This is a genomic window from Jatrophihabitans sp. sgz311053 (genome assembly GCF_056135305.1).
The window spans coordinates 468,554-489,391 of sequence record NZ_JBWAXP010000002.1 but is presented as its reverse complement, the minus strand read 5'-3'; the positions used below and the strand labels follow the sequence as shown (position 1 = coordinate 489,391).

The 20,838-nt window shown below is 71.2% G+C and carries 13 protein-coding genes; 3 read left to right on the top strand and 10 right to left on the bottom strand.

Going from position 1 to position 20,838, the window contains the following annotated elements:
- Positions 1 to 101 precede the first annotated feature (101 nt).
- Positions 102 to 1,190, top strand: coding sequence for a glycosyltransferase (locus AC0NZQ_RS11265; RefSeq protein ID WP_474529921.1), 1,089 nt, complete (start codon positions 102 to 104; stop codon positions 1,188 to 1,190).
- A 19-nt stretch (positions 1,191 to 1,209) separates the two neighbouring features.
- Here the strand turns inward: AC0NZQ_RS11265 and AC0NZQ_RS11260 are convergent, their stop codons facing one another.
- On the bottom strand, positions 1,210 to 2,607 hold the full coding sequence (locus AC0NZQ_RS11260) for a lipopolysaccharide biosynthesis protein (RefSeq protein ID WP_474529920.1): 1,398 nt from the start codon (positions 2,605 to 2,607) through the stop codon (positions 1,210 to 1,212).
- Positions 2,608 to 2,761: 154 nt separating this feature from the next.
- Between AC0NZQ_RS11260 and AC0NZQ_RS11255 the strand changes: the two genes are divergently transcribed.
- Entirely contained in the window at positions 2,762 to 3,811 is a 1,050-nt protein-coding gene (locus AC0NZQ_RS11255; RefSeq protein WP_474529919.1) for a glycosyltransferase, read from the top strand.
- A gap of 22 nt (positions 3,812 to 3,833) precedes the next feature.
- Here the strand turns inward: AC0NZQ_RS11255 and AC0NZQ_RS11250 are convergent, their stop codons facing one another.
- The 5 genes from AC0NZQ_RS11250 to galE form a co-directional block, all read right to left on the bottom strand.
- Positions 3,834 to 4,784 carry a glycosyltransferase family 2 protein gene (locus AC0NZQ_RS11250; protein WP_474529918.1) on the bottom strand — a complete coding sequence of 317 codons (951 nt, stop codon included), beginning with the start codon at positions 4,782 to 4,784 and terminating at the stop codon, positions 3,834 to 3,836.
- A gap of 62 nt (positions 4,785 to 4,846) precedes the next feature.
- A complete protein-coding gene (locus tag AC0NZQ_RS11245; RefSeq protein WP_474529917.1) occupies positions 4,847 to 9,562 on the bottom strand; it encodes a PKD domain-containing protein in 4,716 nt (1,571 codons plus the stop codon).
- 391 nt (positions 9,563 to 9,953) lie between these two features.
- Positions 9,954 to 11,219: a DUF1972 domain-containing protein gene (locus tag AC0NZQ_RS11240; RefSeq protein WP_474529916.1), complete on the bottom strand. Its 1,266-nt coding sequence runs from the start codon at positions 11,217 to 11,219 to the stop codon at positions 9,954 to 9,956.
- Between the two features lie 46 nt (positions 11,220 to 11,265).
- Positions 11,266 to 12,780, bottom strand: a complete 1,515-nt coding sequence (locus tag AC0NZQ_RS11235; RefSeq protein ID WP_474529915.1) for a sugar transferase — start codon at positions 12,778 to 12,780, stop codon at positions 11,266 to 11,268.
- Between the two features lie 807 nt (positions 12,781 to 13,587).
- Positions 13,588 to 14,592 carry a UDP-glucose 4-epimerase GalE gene (gene galE / locus AC0NZQ_RS11230; protein WP_474529914.1) on the bottom strand — a complete coding sequence of 335 codons (1,005 nt, stop codon included), beginning with the start codon at positions 14,590 to 14,592 and terminating at the stop codon, positions 13,588 to 13,590.
- 71 nt (positions 14,593 to 14,663) lie between these two features.
- On the opposite strand from galE, the gene ppc reads away from it, so the two are divergent.
- On the top strand, positions 14,664 to 17,480 hold the full coding sequence (ppc, locus tag AC0NZQ_RS11225) for a phosphoenolpyruvate carboxylase (protein WP_474529911.1): 2,817 nt from the start codon (positions 14,664 to 14,666) through the stop codon (positions 17,478 to 17,480).
- A gap of 24 nt (positions 17,481 to 17,504) precedes the next feature.
- Here the strand turns inward: ppc and rfbD are convergent, their stop codons facing one another.
- The 4 genes from rfbD to rfbB are packed head-to-tail and all read right to left on the bottom strand — an operon-like array spanning position 17,505 to position 20,807.
- A complete protein-coding gene (rfbD, locus tag AC0NZQ_RS11220) occupies positions 17,505 to 18,353 on the bottom strand; it encodes a dTDP-4-dehydrorhamnose reductase (RefSeq protein ID WP_474529910.1) in 849 nt (282 codons plus the stop codon).
- A complete protein-coding gene (locus tag AC0NZQ_RS11215; protein ID WP_474529907.1) occupies positions 18,353 to 18,895 on the bottom strand; it encodes a dTDP-4-dehydrorhamnose 3,5-epimerase family protein in 543 nt (180 codons plus the stop codon). Before AC0NZQ_RS11215 ends, rfbD begins: the two co-directional genes overlap by 1 nt.
- The gene (gene rfbA / locus AC0NZQ_RS11210; protein WP_474531375.1) at positions 18,895 to 19,797 is read right to left on the bottom strand and encodes a glucose-1-phosphate thymidylyltransferase RfbA; all 903 of its coding nucleotides are present in this window, start codon (positions 19,795 to 19,797) and stop codon (positions 18,895 to 18,897) included. Before rfbA ends, AC0NZQ_RS11215 begins: the two co-directional genes overlap by 1 nt.
- Positions 19,798 to 19,805: 8 nt before the next feature.
- Positions 19,806 to 20,807 (bottom strand): dTDP-glucose 4,6-dehydratase, encoded by a 1,002-nt coding sequence (gene rfbB, locus AC0NZQ_RS11205; RefSeq protein WP_474529906.1) that lies wholly within the window; start codon positions 20,805 to 20,807, stop codon positions 19,806 to 19,808.
- Between the last annotated feature and the right edge of the window lie 31 nt (positions 20,808 to 20,838).

The window sequence follows — 20,838 nt, the reverse complement described above, 5'->3', positions numbered from 1 at the left end:
CACGGGACCTAGGTCCCCGTCAAGTCCGTGTTAGGTCCCGATGTCACGGGACGTCTTGCACTCATCGGCGACCCACCTGCTGCCGCCGCTAGGATTCCGCCATGCCGGCCGCGCGCGTGCGGGTCTACGACGCGATTCGTAGCGCTCACCTGGAACGCTTCCGCACGATGGCACCGGCGACCGTGGTCTTCGCCGACCGTCGCTACGACTTCGACCCGGCCCTGGCGACCGGGCTGGACCTCCGCCCGCTGGGGCGCTGGCGGACCTGCTGGCACCTGTTGCGAACCCGGTACGACGTGGTCGAGCTGAACGAGCCGCTGATGACCTATCGCTGGCTCGACCTGGCACTGCAGCTCGTCGCCACGCGCGTCGGCGCTCGACTGCGCCGACGCCCCGTGACGATCGGCGCCTACTGCATCAGCCTCACCGATCCGGTGGCCAAGCTGCTCTCCCGCCGCCGGTTGCCGCTGCCGGGCCGCGTCCTGCGCGTGTGGACGCGGCTGATGCTGCGCACCCTCGTCGCGGGCTACGACCGCCTCGCCTTCGGTACCGAGGCGACCCGGGAGATGCTGGCCCGCTACGTCCCGGAGCGATCGCTGGCGGCCAGGGCGGAGGTCTTCCCGGCCGTCGGCGCGGCCTGCGCCTGCCCGAGCGACGTGGAGCGGGACCCGGCCGTCGTCCTCTTCGTCGGCTCCTTCGACGAGCGCAAGGGCATCCGGCAGCTGCTGGCGGCCTGGGACGTCGTCCACGCCACCGATCCGGAGCTGCGCTTGGAGCTCATCGGGCAGGGCCCGCTGCGGGCCGAGGTCGAGGCCTTCGCCGCGGGTCGCGCCGATGTCGGGCTCACCCTCGATCCACCGCGACCGGAGATCCACCGTGCCTACCGCGCCGCGCACGTCGTGGTGCTGCTCTCGCAGCGCATCGGGTACTGGCGCGAGCAGGTGGGGCTGCCCATCGTCGAGGCCCTCTCCCACGGCTGCGAGGTCGTGGCCACCGACGAGACCGGACTCGCCGGCTGGCTGGTCGAGCACGGCCACCATGTCGTCGCCGGGACCGCGGCGACGGCGTCGGTCGCGGCCGCCATCCTCGCCGCGGCCACCGACGAACGCCCGGCAGCCCGGATCCTGGCCGACCTGCCGGCGACCGACGGTCGCTGGGCCGCCGACCAGTGGCTGATGTCGACCGGCTGAGCTTCCCGGACTACCAGAGCTAGCCGGTGCGGCGGGCGAGATCGCGCTTCACGTAGGCCCAGTTGGCGGCGACCTGGCAGATGAGGACGCTCACCACCGATCCGATCACCGGCCCGGCCGGCCCGTAACGGATCGCGAGCGGGATCGACAGGCCCACGTTGAGGGGCAGCAGCAGCAGGATCCACCAGGCCTGGTGGCGCAGGCCCCGGGCGTCGGTCATGTACATCCCCAGCGGGTACTTCGCCGCCTGCACGATCATGAGCGCCACGAAGGCGATGACGAGCAGCAGCGGCAGCCGGACCTTCCCGCCGGAGGCGAGCTCGGCGAGCAACGGCGACGCCAACGCGATCAGCACGCAGACACCGCCCGCCGTCGCCCCGAAGCCCAGCGCCAGCCGGGTGGGTGACGCCTCGGCGTCCTCGCCTTTAGCGCGGGCGCGCGCAAAGATGGGCCAGAGGGCCACGCCGGCCGCGTTGACCACGCCCCACACCGGGAAGAACATCTGCGCCGCGAGGTTGTACTGCGCCAGCTCCCCGACCGTGCCGACGTGGCTGAGCACGATCCGGTCCGTCTGCATGGCGATCGGCAGCGCGATCATCTGGATCAGCATCGGCCACGCCAGCGCGAAGACCCCGGCACCGCGAACCCGCTGCGGCCGGACGGCATCCCGGAGACTGCGCCGGACAGCGGGGGCGATACGGCGTGCGGCAAGCCAGCACACCCAGACGGTGAGCAGCAGGGTCGCCGCGTACGGGACCACCGCGATCCACGAGCCGGAGCCGAAACCACCGGAGACGAGCAGCAGCAGCACCACCAGCACCACCGGGGTCTGCAGCCCCTGGATCAGCACCGTCACGTGGTTGCGGCCCACACCGGCAAGGACTCGCTGCCCGAAGCCGAAGGGGATTCCGACCGCGATGAGCACGAGGCAGACGGTGGCGACCGCGGGGCCGCTGCCCGGCAGCAACCCCTCCCCCAGCACGGACGGCCAGGCGCCGGTGAAGAGCAGGACGACGGCCACCGCGCTCAGCACCAGCATGGAGCCGGCGAGCACCCGGAACGTCGTGGTCAGCACCCGCCGCACGTGGGAGTCGGTCGCCGGATCGTCGGCGCCGGCAACCGCGTTCATGACCGCGGCCGAGACGCCAAGGTCGGCGAACGGCAGCAGCGCCACGATGCCGATCAGCAGGCCGTACTGCGCGTAGGCGGACTGGCCGAAGTGCTCGATGACGATGCGGGTGTTGACGATGCCGAGCAGCGCCGACACCGGCACGACCATGATCCTGGCCCCACCGCTGCGGAAGACGTCACGAAGCGGGCTCCGGCGCGGGGCCTGCTGCTCCGGAGGCGCCTGCGGGGCGAGCACCGGATCGGCGCCGCTGCCGTCGGGGGCAGGGAGGGGCTGTTGCGTGACCACCGATGACCGGCCTTCCTTGTCCTGCCCGCGCGGCCCGCCGCCGGCTTGCCGCGCGCTGCCGGCCGAGCGGCTTCAGGATAACGGTTATCCTCAGAGCCGCAGTGTCCGAGACGAGCACCCGCCGCCGGCCTGCTCGCACCGGGAGGGCCAGCGGTTGGGCAGCAGCGAGGACGCCGACGCGCGGCGACCGATCGTGGTGCTGCAGTCCTTTCCGGAGCCCACCACTCGCAGCAACCCCTATGTGACGCTGCTGCTGCGCAGCCTGCGACGCCAGCCGGGCGTGACGGCAATGCCGTTCTCCTACCGGCGGGCGCTGGCGGGACGCTACGACGCCTTCCACGCCCACTGGCCGGAGAACCTGGTCACCGGCAAGCGCCCCGCGACCACCGCCATCCGCCAGCTGCTCTTCCTCGCCATCCTGCTGCGACTGCGGCTGACCCGGACGCCGCTGATCCGCACGCTGCACAACGTGGAGCTGCCCTCGGGCCTCAACCGGCGGCAGCGGGGTCTGCTGCGGCTGGCGCAGCGCTGGACCTCGCTGTTCCTCACCCTCAACGACGCCACCCCGGTCCCGGCCGGACGGCCGAGCCGCACCGTCCCTCACGGTCACTACCGGGACTGGTTCACCGACTACCCCCGCTCGGCCCGCCACGAGCGCCGCCTCGTCTTCGTCGGCCTGGTGCGGCGGTACAAGGGCGTGGACACACTGCTGCGCGCCTTCCGTGACATGGCGGACGGCGACAGTCCGACGGCCGTCCCCACCCTGCGTGTCGCGGGCCGGCCGAGCAGCGACGAGATCGTCGCGCAGCTGCGGGAGATTGCCGGGGACGATCCGCGGATCTCGCTGCGCCTGGAGTACCTCACCGATGCCGACCTCGTCGCCGAGATCACCTCCTCGGCGCTGGTCGTCCTCCCCTACCCGCAGATGCACAACTCCGGGACAGTGCTCGCCGCCCTCTCGCTGGACCGCCCCGTGCTGGTCCCGGACAACGACGTGAATCGCGCCCTGGCCGCCGAGGTCGGCGAGCGCTGGGTGCTGCGTTTCGCCGGCGAGCTCACCGCAGCGGACCTCGCCGACGCGCTGGCAGGCATCGCCCGCTCCGACGGTGACACCGAATCGGGGCCGGATCTGTCACGGCGCGGCTGGGACGAGTCCGGTGCCGCGCACGCCGAGGCCTACCGGCAGGCGCGAGCCCGGCGCTGACCGCTCCGGTGCCCGGTGGCGATCATCGCGCGGCGGTCGACGCGTCCCGCCCCGGCCGTCGTGAACTGCGGGCCAGCTCGGCCACGCCGGCGGCGCTACCGCGCAGCGCCGCCCAGAGCAGCTGCGGCGAGTGCAGCAGCTGACGCCGGCCGCCCCGCATGAGGATCTCCCAGCTGACGCGCGGCGTGGTCCAGAGCCATCGCAGTCGCGCGACCCCGTGCACGTGGCGCGAGGCGAAGAGCAGTCGGTTGCGGGTGTTGTAGCGGTAGTACGTGGCGGACTTGGCCCGCGCCGGCCCGACCGACTCCCGCTGCGTCCCACCCTCGTCGTGCACGACGACGAGGTCCTCGCTGACCCGGAGCGTCGCCCCGTCGCGAAGCGCTCGGTAGCTCAGGTCCACGTCCTCCCAGTAGAGGAAGTACCGCGACCCGAAGCCACCGAGGCGGAGGAAGCGCGCAAGGTCCATGGCCAGGCAGGCGCCGGTGAGCCAGGGGACCCACTCCGCGTCGCGGGCGTCGGCCGGACGCCGGCTGCGGATGCGCCCGTCGCGCAGCCAGAGCCACGAGCCGCGGAAGTAGTCCCCACCGGCGGAGTCGACCAGCCGCGGTGCGGTGAGCAGCCGGTCGTCCACCGTCACCCGGCGGCCCAGCTCGAGCAGCGTCTCCGCCGTGATGACGGCATCGGGGTTGAGCATGAGCAGCGCCCCGCAGCCCTCGTCGCGAGCCGCGGCCGCCGCCTGGTTCACCGCCTCGCCGAAACCGGGGTTGCCGTCACCGGCCAGCAGCCGCCAGCCGCGCTCGGCGGCCAGCGCCGTCACGGCCTCCCGCTCGGCGGGACCGGAGTCGTTGTCGACGACGTACACGCGCCAGCGCGGATCCGGTGCCAGCGTGAGATTCCTCGCCAGCAAACGATGCGAGCCGTAGTTCACGACGACGACGGCGACCGGCGCGGGGTGCGGGTGGCGAGACGACACGGCGAGAGTGTGGCAGCGACGAGCCCCCGCCGGACCGGGAGGTCCGACGGGGGCCCGTCGTGTCAGCGGTTGGTGACGACGAAGTTGTCGAAGCGTCCGACCACCGGGGCGTTGGTGGCCGAGCCGGCGACGTTGTTCGACAGCCCGACTGCGCCGGGTCCCTGCAGCGACGCGGTGTCGTCGCTGGCGGTGCGCTGCGGCGTGGGCTCGGTCGTCCCCGCCTTCCACACCGTGCCGGCCAGGGAGGTGCTCGAACCGGACTGCGCCACGACGAGCCGCAGCGTCAGCACGTCACCCGGCGAGTAGGTCAGCCCGCTGACCGTCTTCTCGCCGAAGCTCGTCGACACGCCCGAGATCACCTTGCTCAGAGCGAGCGTCACCGTGCCGGTCGAGGTGAGCCGGGCGGTGACCCGGTAGTCCGACGTGCCGACCCGGTGCGCGATGAGCGTGGTCTGGTAGCCGCCGCCGGTCGCCGCCTTGTCCACGGAGAAGTCGACCGACATGTTGGTGTCCGCCTGCGAGACCCCGTTGAGCAGCGCGGTGTTGGTCGTCCCCGCCGTCGGCAGGGTCGACGTCGCCGCCGTGCCGTTCACCGCGAACCGGCTCGCACCACCGGTGACCGTCCAGGCGCCACCGGTGTCGGCGCTGCCCCAGCCGCTGGTCACGCTGCGGGTGAAGGCGTCCTTGGCGACGCTCACCGGGGTGTTGTCGGCGGCCGTGAAGGACGTGGTCGCCGTGTCCTTCCCGCCGCGGTCGTCGGTGACGGTGAGCGTGATCGTGTACGTCCCCGCCGCCGAGTAGGTGTGGGCGGCGGTGGCCCCGCTGGCCGTGCTGCCGTCGCCGAAGTCCCAGGCGTAACCGGCGATCGTGCCGTCGGGGTCGCTGGAACCGTTGCCGTTGACCGCGACGCCCAGACCGTTGCCCGCGGCGGCGGAGGTGAAGGTGGCCTTCGGCAGCTGGTTCGGTGCCACCACGCTCACCTGCCGGGTGGTCGTGCCCTTGCCGCCGCGGTCGTCGGTCACGGTCAAGGTCACCGTGTACGTGCCGGCCGTGGTGTAGGTGTGGCTGGCCGTCGCCCCGGTGGCGCTCGAACCGTCACCGAAGTCCCAGGCGTAGGCCGCCACCGTCCCGTCGGGATCGCTCGAGCCGGAGCCGTCCACGTCGACCCGCAGATTGCTCGGTGTCGCCGTGAACGAAGCGGTGGGCAGCTGGTTGGCCGGGCTGACCGAGACGCTCTGGCTGACACTGCCTGTCGCCCCGCGGTCATCGGTGACCGTGAGCTTCACGGTGTAGGTACCGGCGGCGGCGTAGGCGTGCTGCGGCTGCGCCACCGTGTCACTCGAGCCGTCACCGAAGTCCCAGGCGTAGCTGACGATCGAGCCGTCGGGGTCGGCCGAGGCGCTGCCGTCGAAGCTCACGGCGAGGTTGTTCACCGTGCTCGTGAAGGCGGCGGTCGGCTTCTGGTTCGGCGGCAGCACCGCCACGGTGCGGCTGACGGTGTTGGTCAGTCCGTTGCCGTCGGTCACCGTGAGCGTGATCGGGTACGAGCCGGCTGCGCCGTAGGTGTGCGACGCCGTGGCTCCGGTGGCGGTGGACCCGTCGCCGAAATCCCAGCTGTAGGCCGCGATCGGCGACGAACCGGTCGTGCTGCTCGCGTCGACGTTGACGGTCAGATCGCTCGTCGTGGCGGTGAAGGCCGCCACCGGCGGCTTCGGCGCCAGCGGCGAGGCACCGTAGTGCGCCGCGATCTGCGAGGCCGAGAGCTGCTGCGAGTACACCGCGACCTCGTCAATGGTGCCGGCGAAGTACCCCGTGCCGTTCCAGGTGTTGTCGCCGCCCACTCGCCAGTAACCGTCGTAGGTCTGGGCGGAGCGCTGCGGGTTGGAGCCCACCAGGGCGCCGTCGAGGTAGAGCTGCATGCCGGCCGCGCCCTGCGACGCCGCCAGGTAGTGCCATGCGCCGTCGTTGTAGGACTTCGGCGTGGTGGTGGTGTTCGCCTGGCCGGTCCAGGTGCCGAAGGTCAACCGGCCGTCGGGCTCCATGTACACGTGCCGGTCGTAGTTGTTGCTCCGCCCACTCTGCCCGTCACCGAAGCCGATGAGCTTGCCGCCACGAGTGGTGGTCGTCTTGAACCAGAGCTCTTCGGTGTAGGCGGTCGGGTTGCTGACGAGCTGACTGCTCACCAGCTGGCTGCCCTCGTTGCCGTCGAAGGCGACCGCCGTGCCGGAACTGCCCGTCACGCCGCTGGCCTGGCCGAAGGACTCCCTGCCGTAGTACGTGCCAGGGTTGCGGGCACCGGAGGCGTCGGTGGCCGTCGGGCCACCGGCGTCGTCCATGCGGTAGTAGAGGTCGGGCGTGTCGGCGAAGACCGCCTTGCCGTAGGTGTCGGTGGGCGACGTACCGCCGCTGTTGGTACCCGAGCCGTCGCTGTAGTGCTGACGCACCTGGGCGTAGCTCAGCGGCTGCGGGTAGATGGCGACGTCGTCGATGTCGCCGGCGAAGTAGGCGTTGCCGCTCCACGGCGAGTCACCGCCGACCCGCCAGTACCCCGCGAAGTTCTGGCCGACGGTGGTGTTCGGGTTGTTGCCGACCCGGACGCCGTCGACATAGAGCGTCACGCCGTTCGGGCCGAGCGATCCGGTGGCCTGGTGCCACTGGCCGTCGTTGTAGGACTTGGCCGTGTTCACGGTGTAGGTCGCGTTGTTGTAGACGCCGAACCACACCCGGCCGTTGGCGTCCATGTAGATGTGGCGGTCGTAGTTCCCGCTCAGGCCAGTCTTCTGGTCGCCAAAGCTGACGATCTTGCCGCCGGAGGTGCTCGTGGTCTTGAACCACGCCTCGATGGTGAAGCGGTTGGGGCCCGGCTGCAGCGCCTGCGTCGCGCCGTAGGAGTTGCTGCCCGTGAAGCCGTCGGCGAGATCCTGGTCGCCGCTGATCGCACCGGGCCGACCCTGCGTCACGTTGGTGAGCGACAGGTCGTCGAAGCCGGCGTAGTCGTAGGCGGTGGTGCCGGTGGTCTCGCCGAGGCGCCAGTAGTTCTTCGCACCGTCGGCGAGGACGTCCTTGGCGTAGGTGCCGAGGACACCACCGTTGACGGTGACCGAGACCCAGTCGCTGGAGGCCTGGTTGCCGTCGCCGTCACGGGCGAAGACCTTGTAACGGTAGGTCTGGCCGGGGGTAAGCCCGCTGTCGGTGAAGCCGAGATTGGGCTGGCTCCACGGCGTCGAATTCCCCGTCGTCGTGTACACCGGCGTCCCGCCGGCGCTGTCGCGGTACACGCTGTAGTTCAGCGACAGGTCGTCCGGGTCCCAGTTCGATGGGAAGGCGACGCGGACGGAGTTCGAGGTCAGCGAGACCGCGGAGAGGTTCCACGCCGACGAGCTGACCTGCGGACCGCGCTTGTTCGGCGACGGCGAGCCGACCGCGAAGCGGACCAGACCCTGCTGCCCCACGTTGTTGACCTTGGGGAACTCGCCACCCTCTACGACGTACTTGTCGTTGGCGGTCACCGTCCAGGCGGCCTGAGTCTTGCCGGTGACCGTGCCGGTCGCCAGATCCGGCCACCAGTTGATGATCGACGGGCTGGGGTTGCCGAACCAGTCGTGGTAGCCGAGCGGATCGTGCTGGACGGTGCCGGTGGCGTTCTTGGTGAAGGCCATCGAGCGGTGGAAGGTCCACGGCTGGGTCTGCGGGTGCCCGCCGATGTTGCCGCAGTAGTGCGCGTGGCTGACGACGAAGACAGCGTTGGAGTTGGCGGCCACACCGTAGGTGTCGCCGTGGCAGTCCTCGATCCAGTTGACGTCGCCATTGGTCTGGTTGGCCGAGAAGGCGCCCTCGAGGTTGCCACTGGAGCCGAAGACGTACCCGCCGCCGTAGACGTTGCCGTCGGCATCGGAGCTCAGCGTGAGGATCGCGGCGTTCGGCGCGGTGTCCTGGACCTGGTTGGAGACGTTCCACGTCACCGGGGCGCCGGTGGCCGGGTCAACGGCCCCCATCCCGAGGAAGCGAGCCCCGCCGAGGGTGGCGAAGTTGCCGCCCACGACGATCTTCTGGCCGTCCGGGGTCGCCGTCATGGCGTTGACGTCGCCGTCCGAGCCCGGGTTCCACGTCGTCAGCGCGCCGTTGGAGGTGCTGAAGGCGGCCAGGTGGGCCCGCGGCTGGTTGTTCGCCTTGGTGAAGAAGCCACCGACGTAGACGGTGGTGTCGGTGACCGCGATGGCGTTGACGGTCGAGTCGAGGCTCGGCGCGAAGGAGGTGATGAGCGCACCGGTCTGGGCGTTGAACGCCGCCAGCCGGTAGCGGCTGATCCCGTTCGTCGACGTGAACTGGCCGCCGACGTAGACCCGCGAGCCGTCCGGCGAGACGACGATGCTCTTGACCTGCGCATTGAAGTTGGGGTCGATGGAGGTGTCGAGCACGCCGGTGTTGATGTCGTAGACCAGCGCGTTGTTGCGGGTGGTGAGGTTCGTCCCCGGCGCTGCGCCGGCGGGACGGGCGTTGGCGAACTTGCCGCCGACCCAGACCTTGTCGCCCGCGATGGCCTGGGTCCAGGCGACGCCGTCCATCTGGACCGTCGGCAACGCGTCGGCCGACGGCGTCGTGCTGGTGCGCGCGACGACCGGGCTGACCGTGGCCGGCACGTCCGCCGCGGCCGGCATGGCCACCGCGACGCTCAGCCCGGCCAGGACGCCGCCCACGGCGACGGTGGCGGTGAACCGTCGCGCGCGACGGCCCCTCGGAGCTGCCGACGGTGCGGCCGACGCCTCACCCGAGCGCATGCGGGAAAAACCCCACATCTGTCATTCCCCCTGAAAAAATCCCCCGTGGCGAATCCCCACATCCGCCTACGAGGACTTTACATCTACGAGACGCCCTCGGCCAAATCGTGAGGCAGTTGACGCGACACGTCGCGGGGCCGGCAAAAAGGACTTTCCCGGCCCGGAATCGGGACGGATGCCGGCCGTGGTAACCGCCAGAGGTCCCGATCCACCGGGGCTTCACCCTGCTGGCGAGGTCAATGTCGAGTATGTCCATTTCGGGCCGAGCGGGCAGACCTTGGTCCCTCAGCGACCACTTATCGAATTCGTTCGCAGAATGCGAAACGCAGCGTCCGGAAATGGCAACGACGAAATGGATCTTGCCAATGCTGACGTCGCCGCAGCGAGCGGCTCAGCCTGCCTTGCGCAGTTCGACGACCTCGTCGCGACGGTTGCCGGCGGGCAGCGTCTCGACCCGTGCCGCCGTCGCGGCGGCCTCCACCCGCAGGAAGGCGTCGACGTCGATCCCGTTGCGCCGTCCGCTCGGGCGGCCCGTCTTGCGGCGAGAGGTGACGCCGTCGCGGACCAGCCGCAGGCAGAGCAGCTCGTAACGCGAGGCGACGTCGTCCCAGTCGTAGGCCGCGGCCCGCACCCGACCGTCCAGGCCGAGCTCGCGGGTGGCCGCCGGGTCGGCCTCGGCCGCCTCGACGAGCTGCCGGACACCGTCGACATCGCCGAAGTAGCGACCCGCCGCGCCGAGGACCTCGCGGTTGAAGCTCACGTCGTAGGCCAGCGTCGGCGCCGCGGCCCCGATCGCGCGGAGCAGCGACGGGTTGGTGCCGCCGACCGAGTGTCCGTGCAGGTAGGTGAAGGCGTTCGCGTAGAGCTGGTCGAGCAGGTCCTGGTCCCAGACACCGCCGAGGAAACGGACCCGGTCGTCAGCCAGGGCGTGGATGCGCTCGATGTGTTCGGTGGCGTACGGCGCGGAACCGACGACGACCAGCGGACGGGTCGCGTTGCTGCGGACGTAGCCCTCGACGACCTTGTCCACGTTGTTCTCCGGCTCGAAGCGCGCCACCGCCAGGTGGTAGCCGCGGGCCTCCAGTCCGAGCGGACGCAGGATGTGCGCCTGCCGGGCCGCCACGACGGGCGCGCCGTAGGCGATCATCGTGGTCTCGGCACCGAACTCGGCGCGGTAGTAGTCGGCGATGCCCTCGGCGTCGGCGATGAGAGCGTCGGACCACCGCACCGCCATCGACTCGGCGACGCGGTAGTAGGCGCGACCGGCGCCCTGCCACTTCGAACGCTTCCACTCCAGGCCGTCGACGTGCGTCGCCACCGGGATGCCTCGCGAGCGCAGCAGCGGGACGAACGGCGCGTTGGCCGAGTTGAAGACGATGGCGGCGTCGACGGGGTGGGCGAGCAGGTGCGCCGTGGAGAGCGCGGTGTGGCTGAGGGTCTCGAGCGCCTTCTTGCGCATAGCCGGCAGGTGCACCAGCTCCATGCCCTCGAACTCGCGCGGCAGCGGCGCGTCGGCTCCCTCACCGGGCGCGCGGCGGCAGTACACGACAACCTCGTGGCCCGCCTTCACCAGGCGACGGCCCACCTCGTCCACCGCCGTCTCGAAACCGCCGTACCGAGCCGGCACGCCACGAGTTCCCACCAGTGCGATCCGCATTGCAAACTCCCCCGAGTCCCCCGAAAAACAGCCGTTGTCGCGTAGGTCAGTACGCGCCCTCGGCCTTGAGCACGGCTCTCGCCGTCTTCCACAGCACGATCAGATCCAGCGACAGCGACCAGTCCTCGACATAGCGCAGGTCGAGCCGGATCGACTCCTCCCAGCTGAGGTTGCTGCGGCCGCTGACCTGCCACAGCCCCGTGAGACCGGGCTTCACCAGCAACCGGCGGTGCGCCTCGTCGTGGTACTGCGCCACCTCGCTGGGCAGCGGCGGCCGCGGCCCCACCAGCGACATCGATCCGGTGAGGACGTTGATCAACTGCGGCAGCTCGTCCAGCGAGAGCCGGCGCAGGACCCGCCCGACCGGGGTGACGCGCGGATCGGCGTGCATCTTGAAGAGCACCCCGTTGCCGTCGTCACCTCCGCTGAGCTCGGCGAGACGCTGCTCGGCGTCCACGCACATCGAGCGGAACTTGATCATGGTGAACTGCCGGCCGTTGCGCCCCACCCGCGTCTGGCGGAACAGCGCCGGTCCCCGGCTAGTGGTGCGGATGAGCAGCCCCATCAGCAGCAGCACCGGCAGCAGCAGGATCAGGGCGAGGCCGGCCGCGGTGATGTCGAAGGCGCGCTTCACGATCCGCCGGGAGCCGGTAAAGCTGGGCTCATCGACGTGCAGCAGCGGCAGGCCCGCCACCGGTCGCACGTGCATGCGTCGTCCACCGAGCTCGGCCAGTCCGGGCGAGACGACGAGGCCGGCGCGGCTGCCCTCGAGCTCCCAGGCGATGCGCTTGAGTCGCTCCGAGCCCACCGCGCCGTCGAGAACGGCCACGGTCGGCGCTTCGAAGCGTCGCGCTGCGGCGCCGATGTCGGCGACGGCGCCGAGATCGCGGACGCCGAGATCGCGCAGCTCGGCCGCCGTTGCGGTCCCCCGTGCCGCCGGGGCGGTGAGGCACGCGCCGACGACGTCCAGACCGACGAACCGGTCACGACGCAGCAGCTGAGCGAACTCGACGACGGCGTCGGCATCCCCCACCGCGATGACCGGAGTCAACGAGCGACCGTGGCGGCGTCGCGAGTGCAGCACCTTGCGGGCGGCGAAGCGGCCGAGGCAGGTGAGCAGCAGCGTCAGCCCGAGCGCCGGCACCACCACGACGCGGGTCGGATGCTGGCCGAGGGCGAAGATCGCGAAGACCGAGAGTGCCGTGACGTGCAGGAAGGCGCGGAAGACGCGGGAGAACTCCGCGTTACCGGCGCCGACCGAGCCGCGCTCGTACCCGCCGTTCGCCGCGACGATCGGCGCCCAGAGCATGACGATGGCCAGGCAGACCAGGAAGTCCACGGCACGGACGTGACCGGGGCCGAGCGCGATTGCGCCGGCGAGGAACGCCGCGGCGGTGTCCAGGCCCATGACGACGAGGCGGTACGCCGTGATGCCCGAGTGCGCGTTGCCGCGCGCCTCGCGACGGGGCGTGGACGACGCCGGCGACGCCGGCGATGTCGCCGCGGGCGCCCGACGCACCGAGGTCGTCGCAGCAGTCGTCGCAGCGGTCGTCGCGGTCATGCGCGTCGCGACCGCAACCGAGCTCCCGGACCGCGGCGGGTCCGTCACGTCAGCTGCGGACGCAAGATCAACGTGGCGCCCCGAAAGCGGGCGCAACACGGCAATTCCCCCGTCGGCAGCCTCACGGCTACCACACTTCATGAATCCCCCGATTCACGACACCAGCCCGCAAACCCCCCAGTTCGCGTAAGCCCCAGGTGTCCTCTCTGTTATATCCGGGTGGGCCGGGGACTTCAAACCGGTTCCGACGCATCACCGCGTGTCGCGAGCAACCAGGGACGTTCGTCCTGCCGATGACGACACGCAACACACCGTTTTGACTCGCTTTGAGGCCCACGCCGGCCGACATGTCACGGCGGTCACATCTGCATCGGTGACGCCGGGGCGGTCGCGCCCGGCCGCGTCCTGGGCACGACGTGAAGTAACTGCTAAGTTCAGCTGACGGCGCGAGGCCGGTTCACCCCGGGGGGAACGGTGTGACAGCCAGCCCCGCGCCGCCATTCGGGACACCCACAGGGTGTTGCCGGGAGCGTGCGCCTGGTGCGACGCCACTCCCCCGTGCGGGCTTGCGTGCATAAGCGACGCCCGAAACGCCACACGCAAGCCAAGCTGTCGCCGCTGGACGCCCGGACACGTCCCGGCGCGCAGCAGCCACGTTCCTGCTGAAAGCAAATCCCCCGATGTGCAGCTCTGTGCCCGGTCATTCAATCAAGCCCGGCGCGGTCGTGCCACGCGCGGGGGTGGGCCGTCGACCGGGCCGTCCCGGTGAACCGGCGTGACGGCATCGCAGCCGCGGGGACGAGGTTCTCAGGCCCCGCCGTCGGCGGCCGATCCGTGACGCTCCTGCCGGAAGCTCCAGGCATCGGCGACCATGGTCTCGAGGCCGCGGGACGGCCGCCAGCCCAGCAGCTCTCGCGCCTTGTCGTTCGCAGCGACCAGGACGGGGGGATCCCCGGCCCGGCGCGCGCTCTCCTCGACGGGGACCGCACGTCCGGTCACCCGGCCGACGGTGTCCAGCACCTGCCTCACCGAGCTTCCGGACCCGCTGCCGAGGTTGAAGACGTGGTGCTCGCCGGGCGCGCCGTGCGACAGCGCCGCGACATGGGCATCGGCGAGGTCGACGACGTGAATGTAGTCCCGCACGCAGGTGCCGTCCTCGGTGGGGTAGTCGGTGCCGAAGAGCCGCATCGCGGGTCCGTCCCCGGCCGCCGCCGACAGCGCGTTGGGGATCAGGTGCGTCTCGATGTCGTGGCGCTCGCCGAACCAGCCCACGCCCGCCGCGGCCGTACCGGTCTCCAGGGCGCCGGCGACGTTGAAGTACCGCAGGCTGGTCGTGGCCATGCCGTAGGCGCTCGCGTAGTCGCGCAGCAGCAGGTCCACGGCGAGCTTCGTGGACCCGTAGGGGTTGGTCGGGCGGGCGGGGGCGTCCTCCCGGATGGGCTGCTCCGCCGCGGCGCCGTAGGTGGCCGCGGAGGAGGAGAAGACGAGCCGGTCGATGCCGTGGGCTCGCAGCGAGTCCAGCAGCGCCAGCGTGCCCATCACGTTGTTGCGCCAGTACCGGGCCGGCTGCTCGGTGGACTCGCCCACCAGTGATCGGGCCGCGAGGTGGATGACACCCTCGACGCCCCAGTCACCGAGGACTGGGTCGAGCTCGGCGATGGAGAGCTGGTGGAACACCGCTCCCGGCGGCACCGCGTCGGCGTGTCCGGTGGAGAGATCGTCGACGACGACGACCTCGTGCCCCGCGGCGAGCAATCGCGCCGCGACGACGCTGCCGATGTAACCGGCACCGCCGGTGACCAGGACCTTCACGCTTCCTCCTGCAGGCTCCGAGCTGCGTGCCGCGCCGACGCTACCTGCACCGGGCTCGGCGATACGGAAGGATGAGCCGGGTGCAGGCTGATAACGCTTCCGGACCGGACGCTCCCGACACCGACGCCCAGCTGCGGGCCGACGTTCGACGGGTGGGACAACTGCTCGGCGAGTCGCTGGTCCGCCAGCAGGGGCAGGACGCCCTCGACCTCGTCGAGCGGGTCCGCGCCCTGACCAAGCGGGGCAAGGAGCTCGACACCCCGGCCGACGCCGCGGCAGCCGATCCCGCCGGGGCCCGGGCGCTGCTGGCCGAGCAGCCGCTGGACACCGCCATCGTCCTGGTCCGCGCCTTCTCGGCGTACTTCCACCTCGCCAACATCAGCGAGCAGGTGCAGCGGGTGCGCGGCCTGCGGACTCGCGCCGAGGACGATGGCTGGCTCGCCCGGGCCGTCGGCGACATCGCTGCCGAGGTGGGCACGACTGCGCTGCGGGAGGCCCTCGACGGACTGGCCGTCCGTCCCGTCTTCACCGCCCACCCCACCGAGGCGAGCCGGCGCTCCATCCTCACCAAGCTCCGCCGCATCGCTGACGTCCTGGGCAGCGAGACCGCACCGGGCTCGTCGGCCCGAGCGCGCCAGGACCGTGACCTGGCCGAGCTGGTGGACCTGATGTGGCAGACCGACGAGCTGCGGCAGAACCGCCCCACGCCGCTGGACGAGGCGCGCAACGTCATCTACTACCTGCAGGATCTCGCACAGGAGACGCTGCCGGTCCTCACCGACGACCTGGCCGAGGAGACCCGGCGGCACGGCGTCGACCTCCCCGTCGACGCGCACCCGCTGACCTTCGGCACCTGGATCGGCGGCGACCGCGACGGCAACCCGAACGTCACCGCGGCCGTCACCCGCGACGTGCTGCGGCTGCAGCACCACGTCGCCGCGCGCGTCGTCGACCGCGCGCTGGACTCGCTCATCGCGGAGCTGTCGTCCTCGACCGCGGTGGTCGCGGCGACCCCGGAGCTGCTCGCCTCCGTCGAGGCCGACCTCGCCGTCGTCGAGGTGGACCCGCGGCTGGTGACGCTCAACGCCACCGAGCCCTACCGGCTCAAGCTGACCTGCATCAAGGCCAAGATCGCCAACACTCGGCAGCGCGTGGACGGCGGCACGCAGCACGTCCCCGGCCGGGATTACCTCGGAACTGCGCAATTGCAGGCGGAGCTGCGGTTGCTCGGCGACTCGCTGCGTGCCAACCACGGCGAGCTCATCGCCGACGGGCTGCTCGCCCGGGTCGAGCGGACCGTCGCCGTCTTCGGCCTGCACCTGGCGACCATGGACGTCCGCGAGCACGCCGACGCACACCACCACGTCGTCGGGCAGCTCGTCGACCGCCTCGTCGAGGAGACCTGGCTCTACGCCGACGTACCGCGGGACTACCGACTGCGGCTGCTGTCGCGTGAGCTGCGGTCCCGCCGACCGCTGGCCGGCTCGCCGCCGCCGTTGGACGAGGCCGGCGCCAAGACCTTCGCCGTCTTCACCGAGATCCGCGAGGCGCTGGACACCTACGGCGACGAGGTGATCGAGAGCTACATCGTCTCGATGACCCGCGGGGCCGACGACGTGCTGGCACCGGTCGTCCTGGCCCGCGAGGCCGGGCTCGTCGACGTCCACGGCTCCGGCCCCGACGGGGCCCGCAAGCCCTTCGCCCGCATCGGCTTCGTCCCGCTGCTGGAGACCGTGGACGAGCTGCGCAAGGCCGGCGACGTCCTGGACGACCTCCTCTCCGACCCGACCTACCGACTGATCGTCTCGCTGCGCGGTGACGTCCAGGAGGTCATGCTCGGCTACTCGGACTCCAACAAGCAGGCCGGCATCGCGACCTCGCAGTGGGAGATCCACCGTGCCCAGCGGACGCTGCGCGACGTCGCCGCGCGCCACGGGGTGCGGCTGCGGCTCTTCCACGGCCGCGGCGGCACCGTGGGCCGTGGCGGCGGCCCCACCTACGAGTCGATCCTGGCCCAGCCGTACGGGGTGCTGGACGGCGAGATCAAGTTCACCGAGCAGGGCGAGGTGATCAGCGACAAATACACCCTGCCCGAGCTGGCGCGGGAGAACCTGCAGCTGACGGTGGCGGCGACGCTGCGAGCCTCCGTGCTGCACCGCAAGCCGCGGCAGCCCGCCGCGCAGCTGGAGCGCTGGGACGAGTGCATGACCGTCGTCAGCGACGCCGCCTACGCGGCCTACCGCGCCTTCGTCGACGACGCCGACCTGCCCGACTACTTCCTCGCCTCCACCCCGGTGGAGCAGCTCGGCATGCTCAACATCGGCTCGCGACCGGCGAAGCGACCTTCCTCCGGTGGCGGCATCGAGGGGCTGCGTGCCATCCCGTGGGTCTTCGGCTGGACGCAGTCACGCCAGATCGTGCCGGGATGGTTCGGCGTCGGCACCGGCCTGGCCGCCGCCCGCGACGCCGGACTCGGTGACGTCCTGACCGAGATGCACGAGCAGTGGCACTTCTTCGGCACCTTCGTCTCCAACGTCGAGATGACGCTGGCCAAGACCGACCTGGAGATCGCCTCCCACTACGTCGACACGCTGGTGCCGCAGCGGCTGCGTCACGTCTTCGACGTCGTCCGCGACGAGCACGCCCGGACCGTGGCCGAGGTCCTGGCCGTCACCGGCGAGCAGCAGCTGCTGGACGACTCCCCGGTGCTGCAGCGCACCTTCGCCGTCCGGGACGCCTACCTGGACCCGATCTCCTACCTGCAGGTCGATCTGCTGTCGCGGGTACGGCACACCGGCGAGGCGGGCGACGAGGTGTCGCCGGAGCTGCGGCGGGCCCTGCTGTTGACGATCAACGGCGTCGCGGCGGGACTGCGCAACACCGGCTGAGAGCCGGCCTCAGCCTCGCCTGCCTCAGTCGCCGCCGGCAAGGTGGTCGGCGAGGGCGTCGCGCCACGGCCGGGGGGCGGTGAGCCCGGCGTCGCGCCACGCCCGGGTGGAGAGCACCGACCACGCCGGCCGCGGCGCCGGCCGCGGGAAGGACGCGGTGTCGGTGGGGCGGACACGCTCGGGGTCGGCGCCGACGAGCCGGAAGACCTCGCGGGCGAGGTCGAACCAGGAGGCCTGACCCTCGTTGACGTAGTGCAGCGTCGCGCCGGGGACATCGCTGCGGCCGAGCTCGATCAGGCCGGCGGCGAGATCCCGGGCCCAAGTGGGGCTGCCGAGCTGGTCGGCCACGACGTCGACCGTCTCCCGTTCCCGCTCGAGGCGACGCATGGTGTCGACGAAGTTGCTCGTCGGGCCGCCGTAGACCCAGGCGGTGCGGACCACGTAACCGGTGTCGGGCAGGGCGTCGCGGACAGCCCGCTCGCCGGCCAGCTTCGTGCGGCCGTAGGCCGTCCTCGGGTCGGGCTCGTCGTCGACGTCGTACGGCTGGCTCGCGTCACCGCCGAAGACGTAGTCGGTGGAGACGTGCAGCAGCTTGCCGCCGTCACGCAGGGCTGCGGCGAGGGCGGCGGGGCCGGCCTGGTTGACCGCGGCGGCGGTGCTCTCGTCAGTCTCGGCGGCGTCCACGGCGGTGTACGCGGCGGCATTGACGACGACCTCGGGCCGGGCGTCAGCCACCGCGGCAGCCACTGCTGCGGCGTCGGTGATGTCGAGGTCGTCGATGCCGAGGACGACGAGATCCTCACCCGCCGCGCGGAGCTGCAGCTCCAGCTGGGTGGCGAGCTGCCCGCCGGCGCCGGTGACGAGCCAGCGCATCAGATCTCCGCGAACGCAGGAGCGGCCGCGTCCTTGGCCGAGATGATGGCCTCGTCCCCGGTGACGGGCCAGGCGATCCCGAGCGCGGGATCCAGCGGATTGCAGGCGACGCCGGCCATGCCCGGCACCCACTCGCTGCCGAAGCAGTACAGGTACTCGCAGTCGGTGACGGCCTGGAAGCCGTTGCAGACCCCGGCCGGGACGAACAGCTGCACGCCGGCGCGCAGCGTGGCGGTGACGACGCGGCCGTGGGTGGCCGAGCCCAGCCGGGCGTCCACCCAGGCACCGAAGGCCTCGCCGGCCGCCAGGCCGATGAGCTTGTCCGCGTTCTCGCCGTGCATGCCGCGCAGACCACCGCGCGCGGTCCGGGTGAGATTGATCTGGGCCCACTGTCCGGGCACCGGGACGCCGTGCTCGGCGTAGGCGCTCGCGCGGAAGAACTCCCGCACCGTGCCCCGCTCCTCGGTCACCGACTTCGGGGTGATCTTGAGCAGACCCTCGATGGCGGTGGTCTCGACCGTCATCTCGTCGATGGCGACCATCAGGTGTTGTCCTCGATGAACTGGGCGGCGGTGCGCCGCAGGTACTGCGCGTACCCGGACTTGCCCATCGCCTCGCCCTGGCGCAGCGCCTCCTGCGGCGTGATGAAACCGCGACGCATGGCGACCTCCTCCAGGCACGCGATGGTGATGCCCTGCCGGTGCTGCAGCACCTGGACGAACTGCGCCGCCTCCAGCAACGCGTCCTGCGTGCCGGTGTCCAGCCAGGCGGTGCCCCGGCCCAGGTCGACGAGGCGGGCCTGCCCGCGCTGCAGGTAGGCCCGGTTGAGGTCGGTGATCTCCAGCTCGCCTCGGGGGGAGGGCCGCAGCGAACGGGCCAGGTCGACGACCTGGCCGTCGTAGAAGTAGAGGCCGGTGACGGCGAGGTTCGAGCGGGGCCGTTCCGGCTTCTCCTCGATGTCGATGACCGTGCCCTGCCGGTCCAGGACGGCGACGCCGTAGCGCTCCGGATCGCTCACCCGGTAGCCGAAGAGCGTGCAGCCGCCCTCGGCGGTGACCTGCGCGGCCGCCTCGGCGAGTTTCCCGCCGATGCCGTGACCGAAGAAGATGTTGTCACCGAGGACGAGCGCTGCTCCGTCGCCGTCGGCGAGGAACCCGGTGTCGGCGCCGATGAGGAAGGCCTGCGCCAGGCCGTCCGGCGAGGGCTGGACGGCGAAGCTGAGCGTCACGCCCCACTGCGACCCGTCGCCCAGCAGCCGGGTGAACTGCTCCTGGTCGTGCGGCGTCGTGATGATCAGGATGTCGCGGATCCCGGCGAGCATCAGCACCGAGATCGGGTAGTAGATCATCGGCTTGTCGTAGACGGGCAGCAGCTGCTTGCTCACCGAACGGGTCAGCGGGTGGAGCCGGGTGCCGGAGCCGCCGGCGAGGACGATGCCCTTCATCGGCGCGGTCACTGTCCGGCCTCCGCGTACTTGCGCTCGACGGCGTCCTTCTGGGCCTGCCACCATGCGGTGTTGTCCCGGTACCAGGCGATGGTCCGTGCCAGTCCGGCCCGCAGGTCGGCGTACTGGGGCGTCCAGCCCAGCTCGTCGCGCAGCTTGCCGGCGTCGATGGCGTAGCGCAGATCGTGGCCGGCGCGGTCGGTGACGTGGTCGAAGGCGTCGGCGGGCTGGTCGAGCAGCTCCAGGATGGTCCGCAGCACGGTGAGGTTGTCCGACTCGCCGTCCGCGCCGATCAGGTAGGTCTCGCCGACCCGGCCCTTCTCGATGATCGTCCAGACCGCGTCGTTGTGATCGTCGACGTGGATCCAGTCCCGGACATTCTCCCCGCTGCCGTACAGCTTGGGACGCAGGCCGGAGAGGACGTTGGTGATCTGCCGCGGAATGAACTTCTCGATGTGCTGGTAGGGACCGTAGTTGTTGGAGCAGTTGGAGATGGTGGCCGCGACCCCGAACGACCTGACCCACGCCCGGACGAGCAGATCGGATCCCGCCTTGGTCGAGGAGTAGGGGCTCGACGGGTTGTAGGGCGTCTCCGGGGTGAACTTCGCCGGGTCGTCCAGCTCGAGGTCGCCATAGACCTCGTCGGTGGAGATGTGATGGAAGCGGGTGCCGTGGCGGCGGACCGCCTCGAGCAGGGTGAAGGTGCCCACGAGATTCGTCCGCACGAAGGGCGACGGGTCCCGCAGCGAGTTGTCGTTGTGCGACTCGGCGGCGAAGTGGACGACGAGATCGGCCTCGGCGACGAGCGGGTCGACGACGTCGGCGTCGGCGATGTCGCCGACCTCGAGCCGGACGCGGTCGGCGCCGGCGGCGCCGTCGAGACTGCCGGGGTTGGCCGCGTAGGTCATCGCATCGAGGACGGTGACCCGGGCGTCGGGGCGGGCGGCGAGAGTCGAGCGCACGAAGTTCACGCCGATGAAGCCCATACCCCCGGTTACCAGAATGCGCACGGGGCCGAGCCTACTGATGTGGCCGCGGCAG

Bases quoted from the DNA above. Each gene is read 5' to 3' on its own strand.
- AC0NZQ_RS11265 (WP_474529921.1), top strand. From the start codon at position 102: ATGCCGGCCGCGCGCGTGCGGGTCTACGACGCGATTCGTAGCGCTCAC.
- AC0NZQ_RS11245 (WP_474529917.1), bottom strand. From the start codon at position 9,562: ATGCGCTCGGGTGAGGCGTCGGCCGCACCGTCGGCAGCTCCGAGGGGC.
- AC0NZQ_RS11240 (WP_474529916.1), bottom strand. From the start codon at position 11,219: ATGCGGATCGCACTGGTGGGAACTCGTGGCGTGCCGGCTCGGTACGGC.
- AC0NZQ_RS11235 (WP_474529915.1), bottom strand. From the start codon at position 12,780: ATGACCGCGACGACCGCTGCGACGACTGCTGCGACGACCTCGGTGCGT.
- ppc (WP_474529911.1), top strand. From the start codon at position 14,664: ATGAGCCGGGTGCAGGCTGATAACGCTTCCGGACCGGACGCTCCCGAC.
- rfbD (WP_474529910.1), bottom strand. From the start codon at position 18,353: ATGCGCTGGCTCGTCACCGGCGCCGGCGGGCAGCTCGCCACCCAGCTG.
- AC0NZQ_RS11215 (WP_474529907.1), bottom strand. From the start codon at position 18,895: ATGGTCGCCATCGACGAGATGACGGTCGAGACCACCGCCATCGAGGGT.
- rfbA (WP_474531375.1), bottom strand. From the start codon at position 19,797: ATGAAGGGCATCGTCCTCGCCGGCGGCTCCGGCACCCGGCTCCACCCG.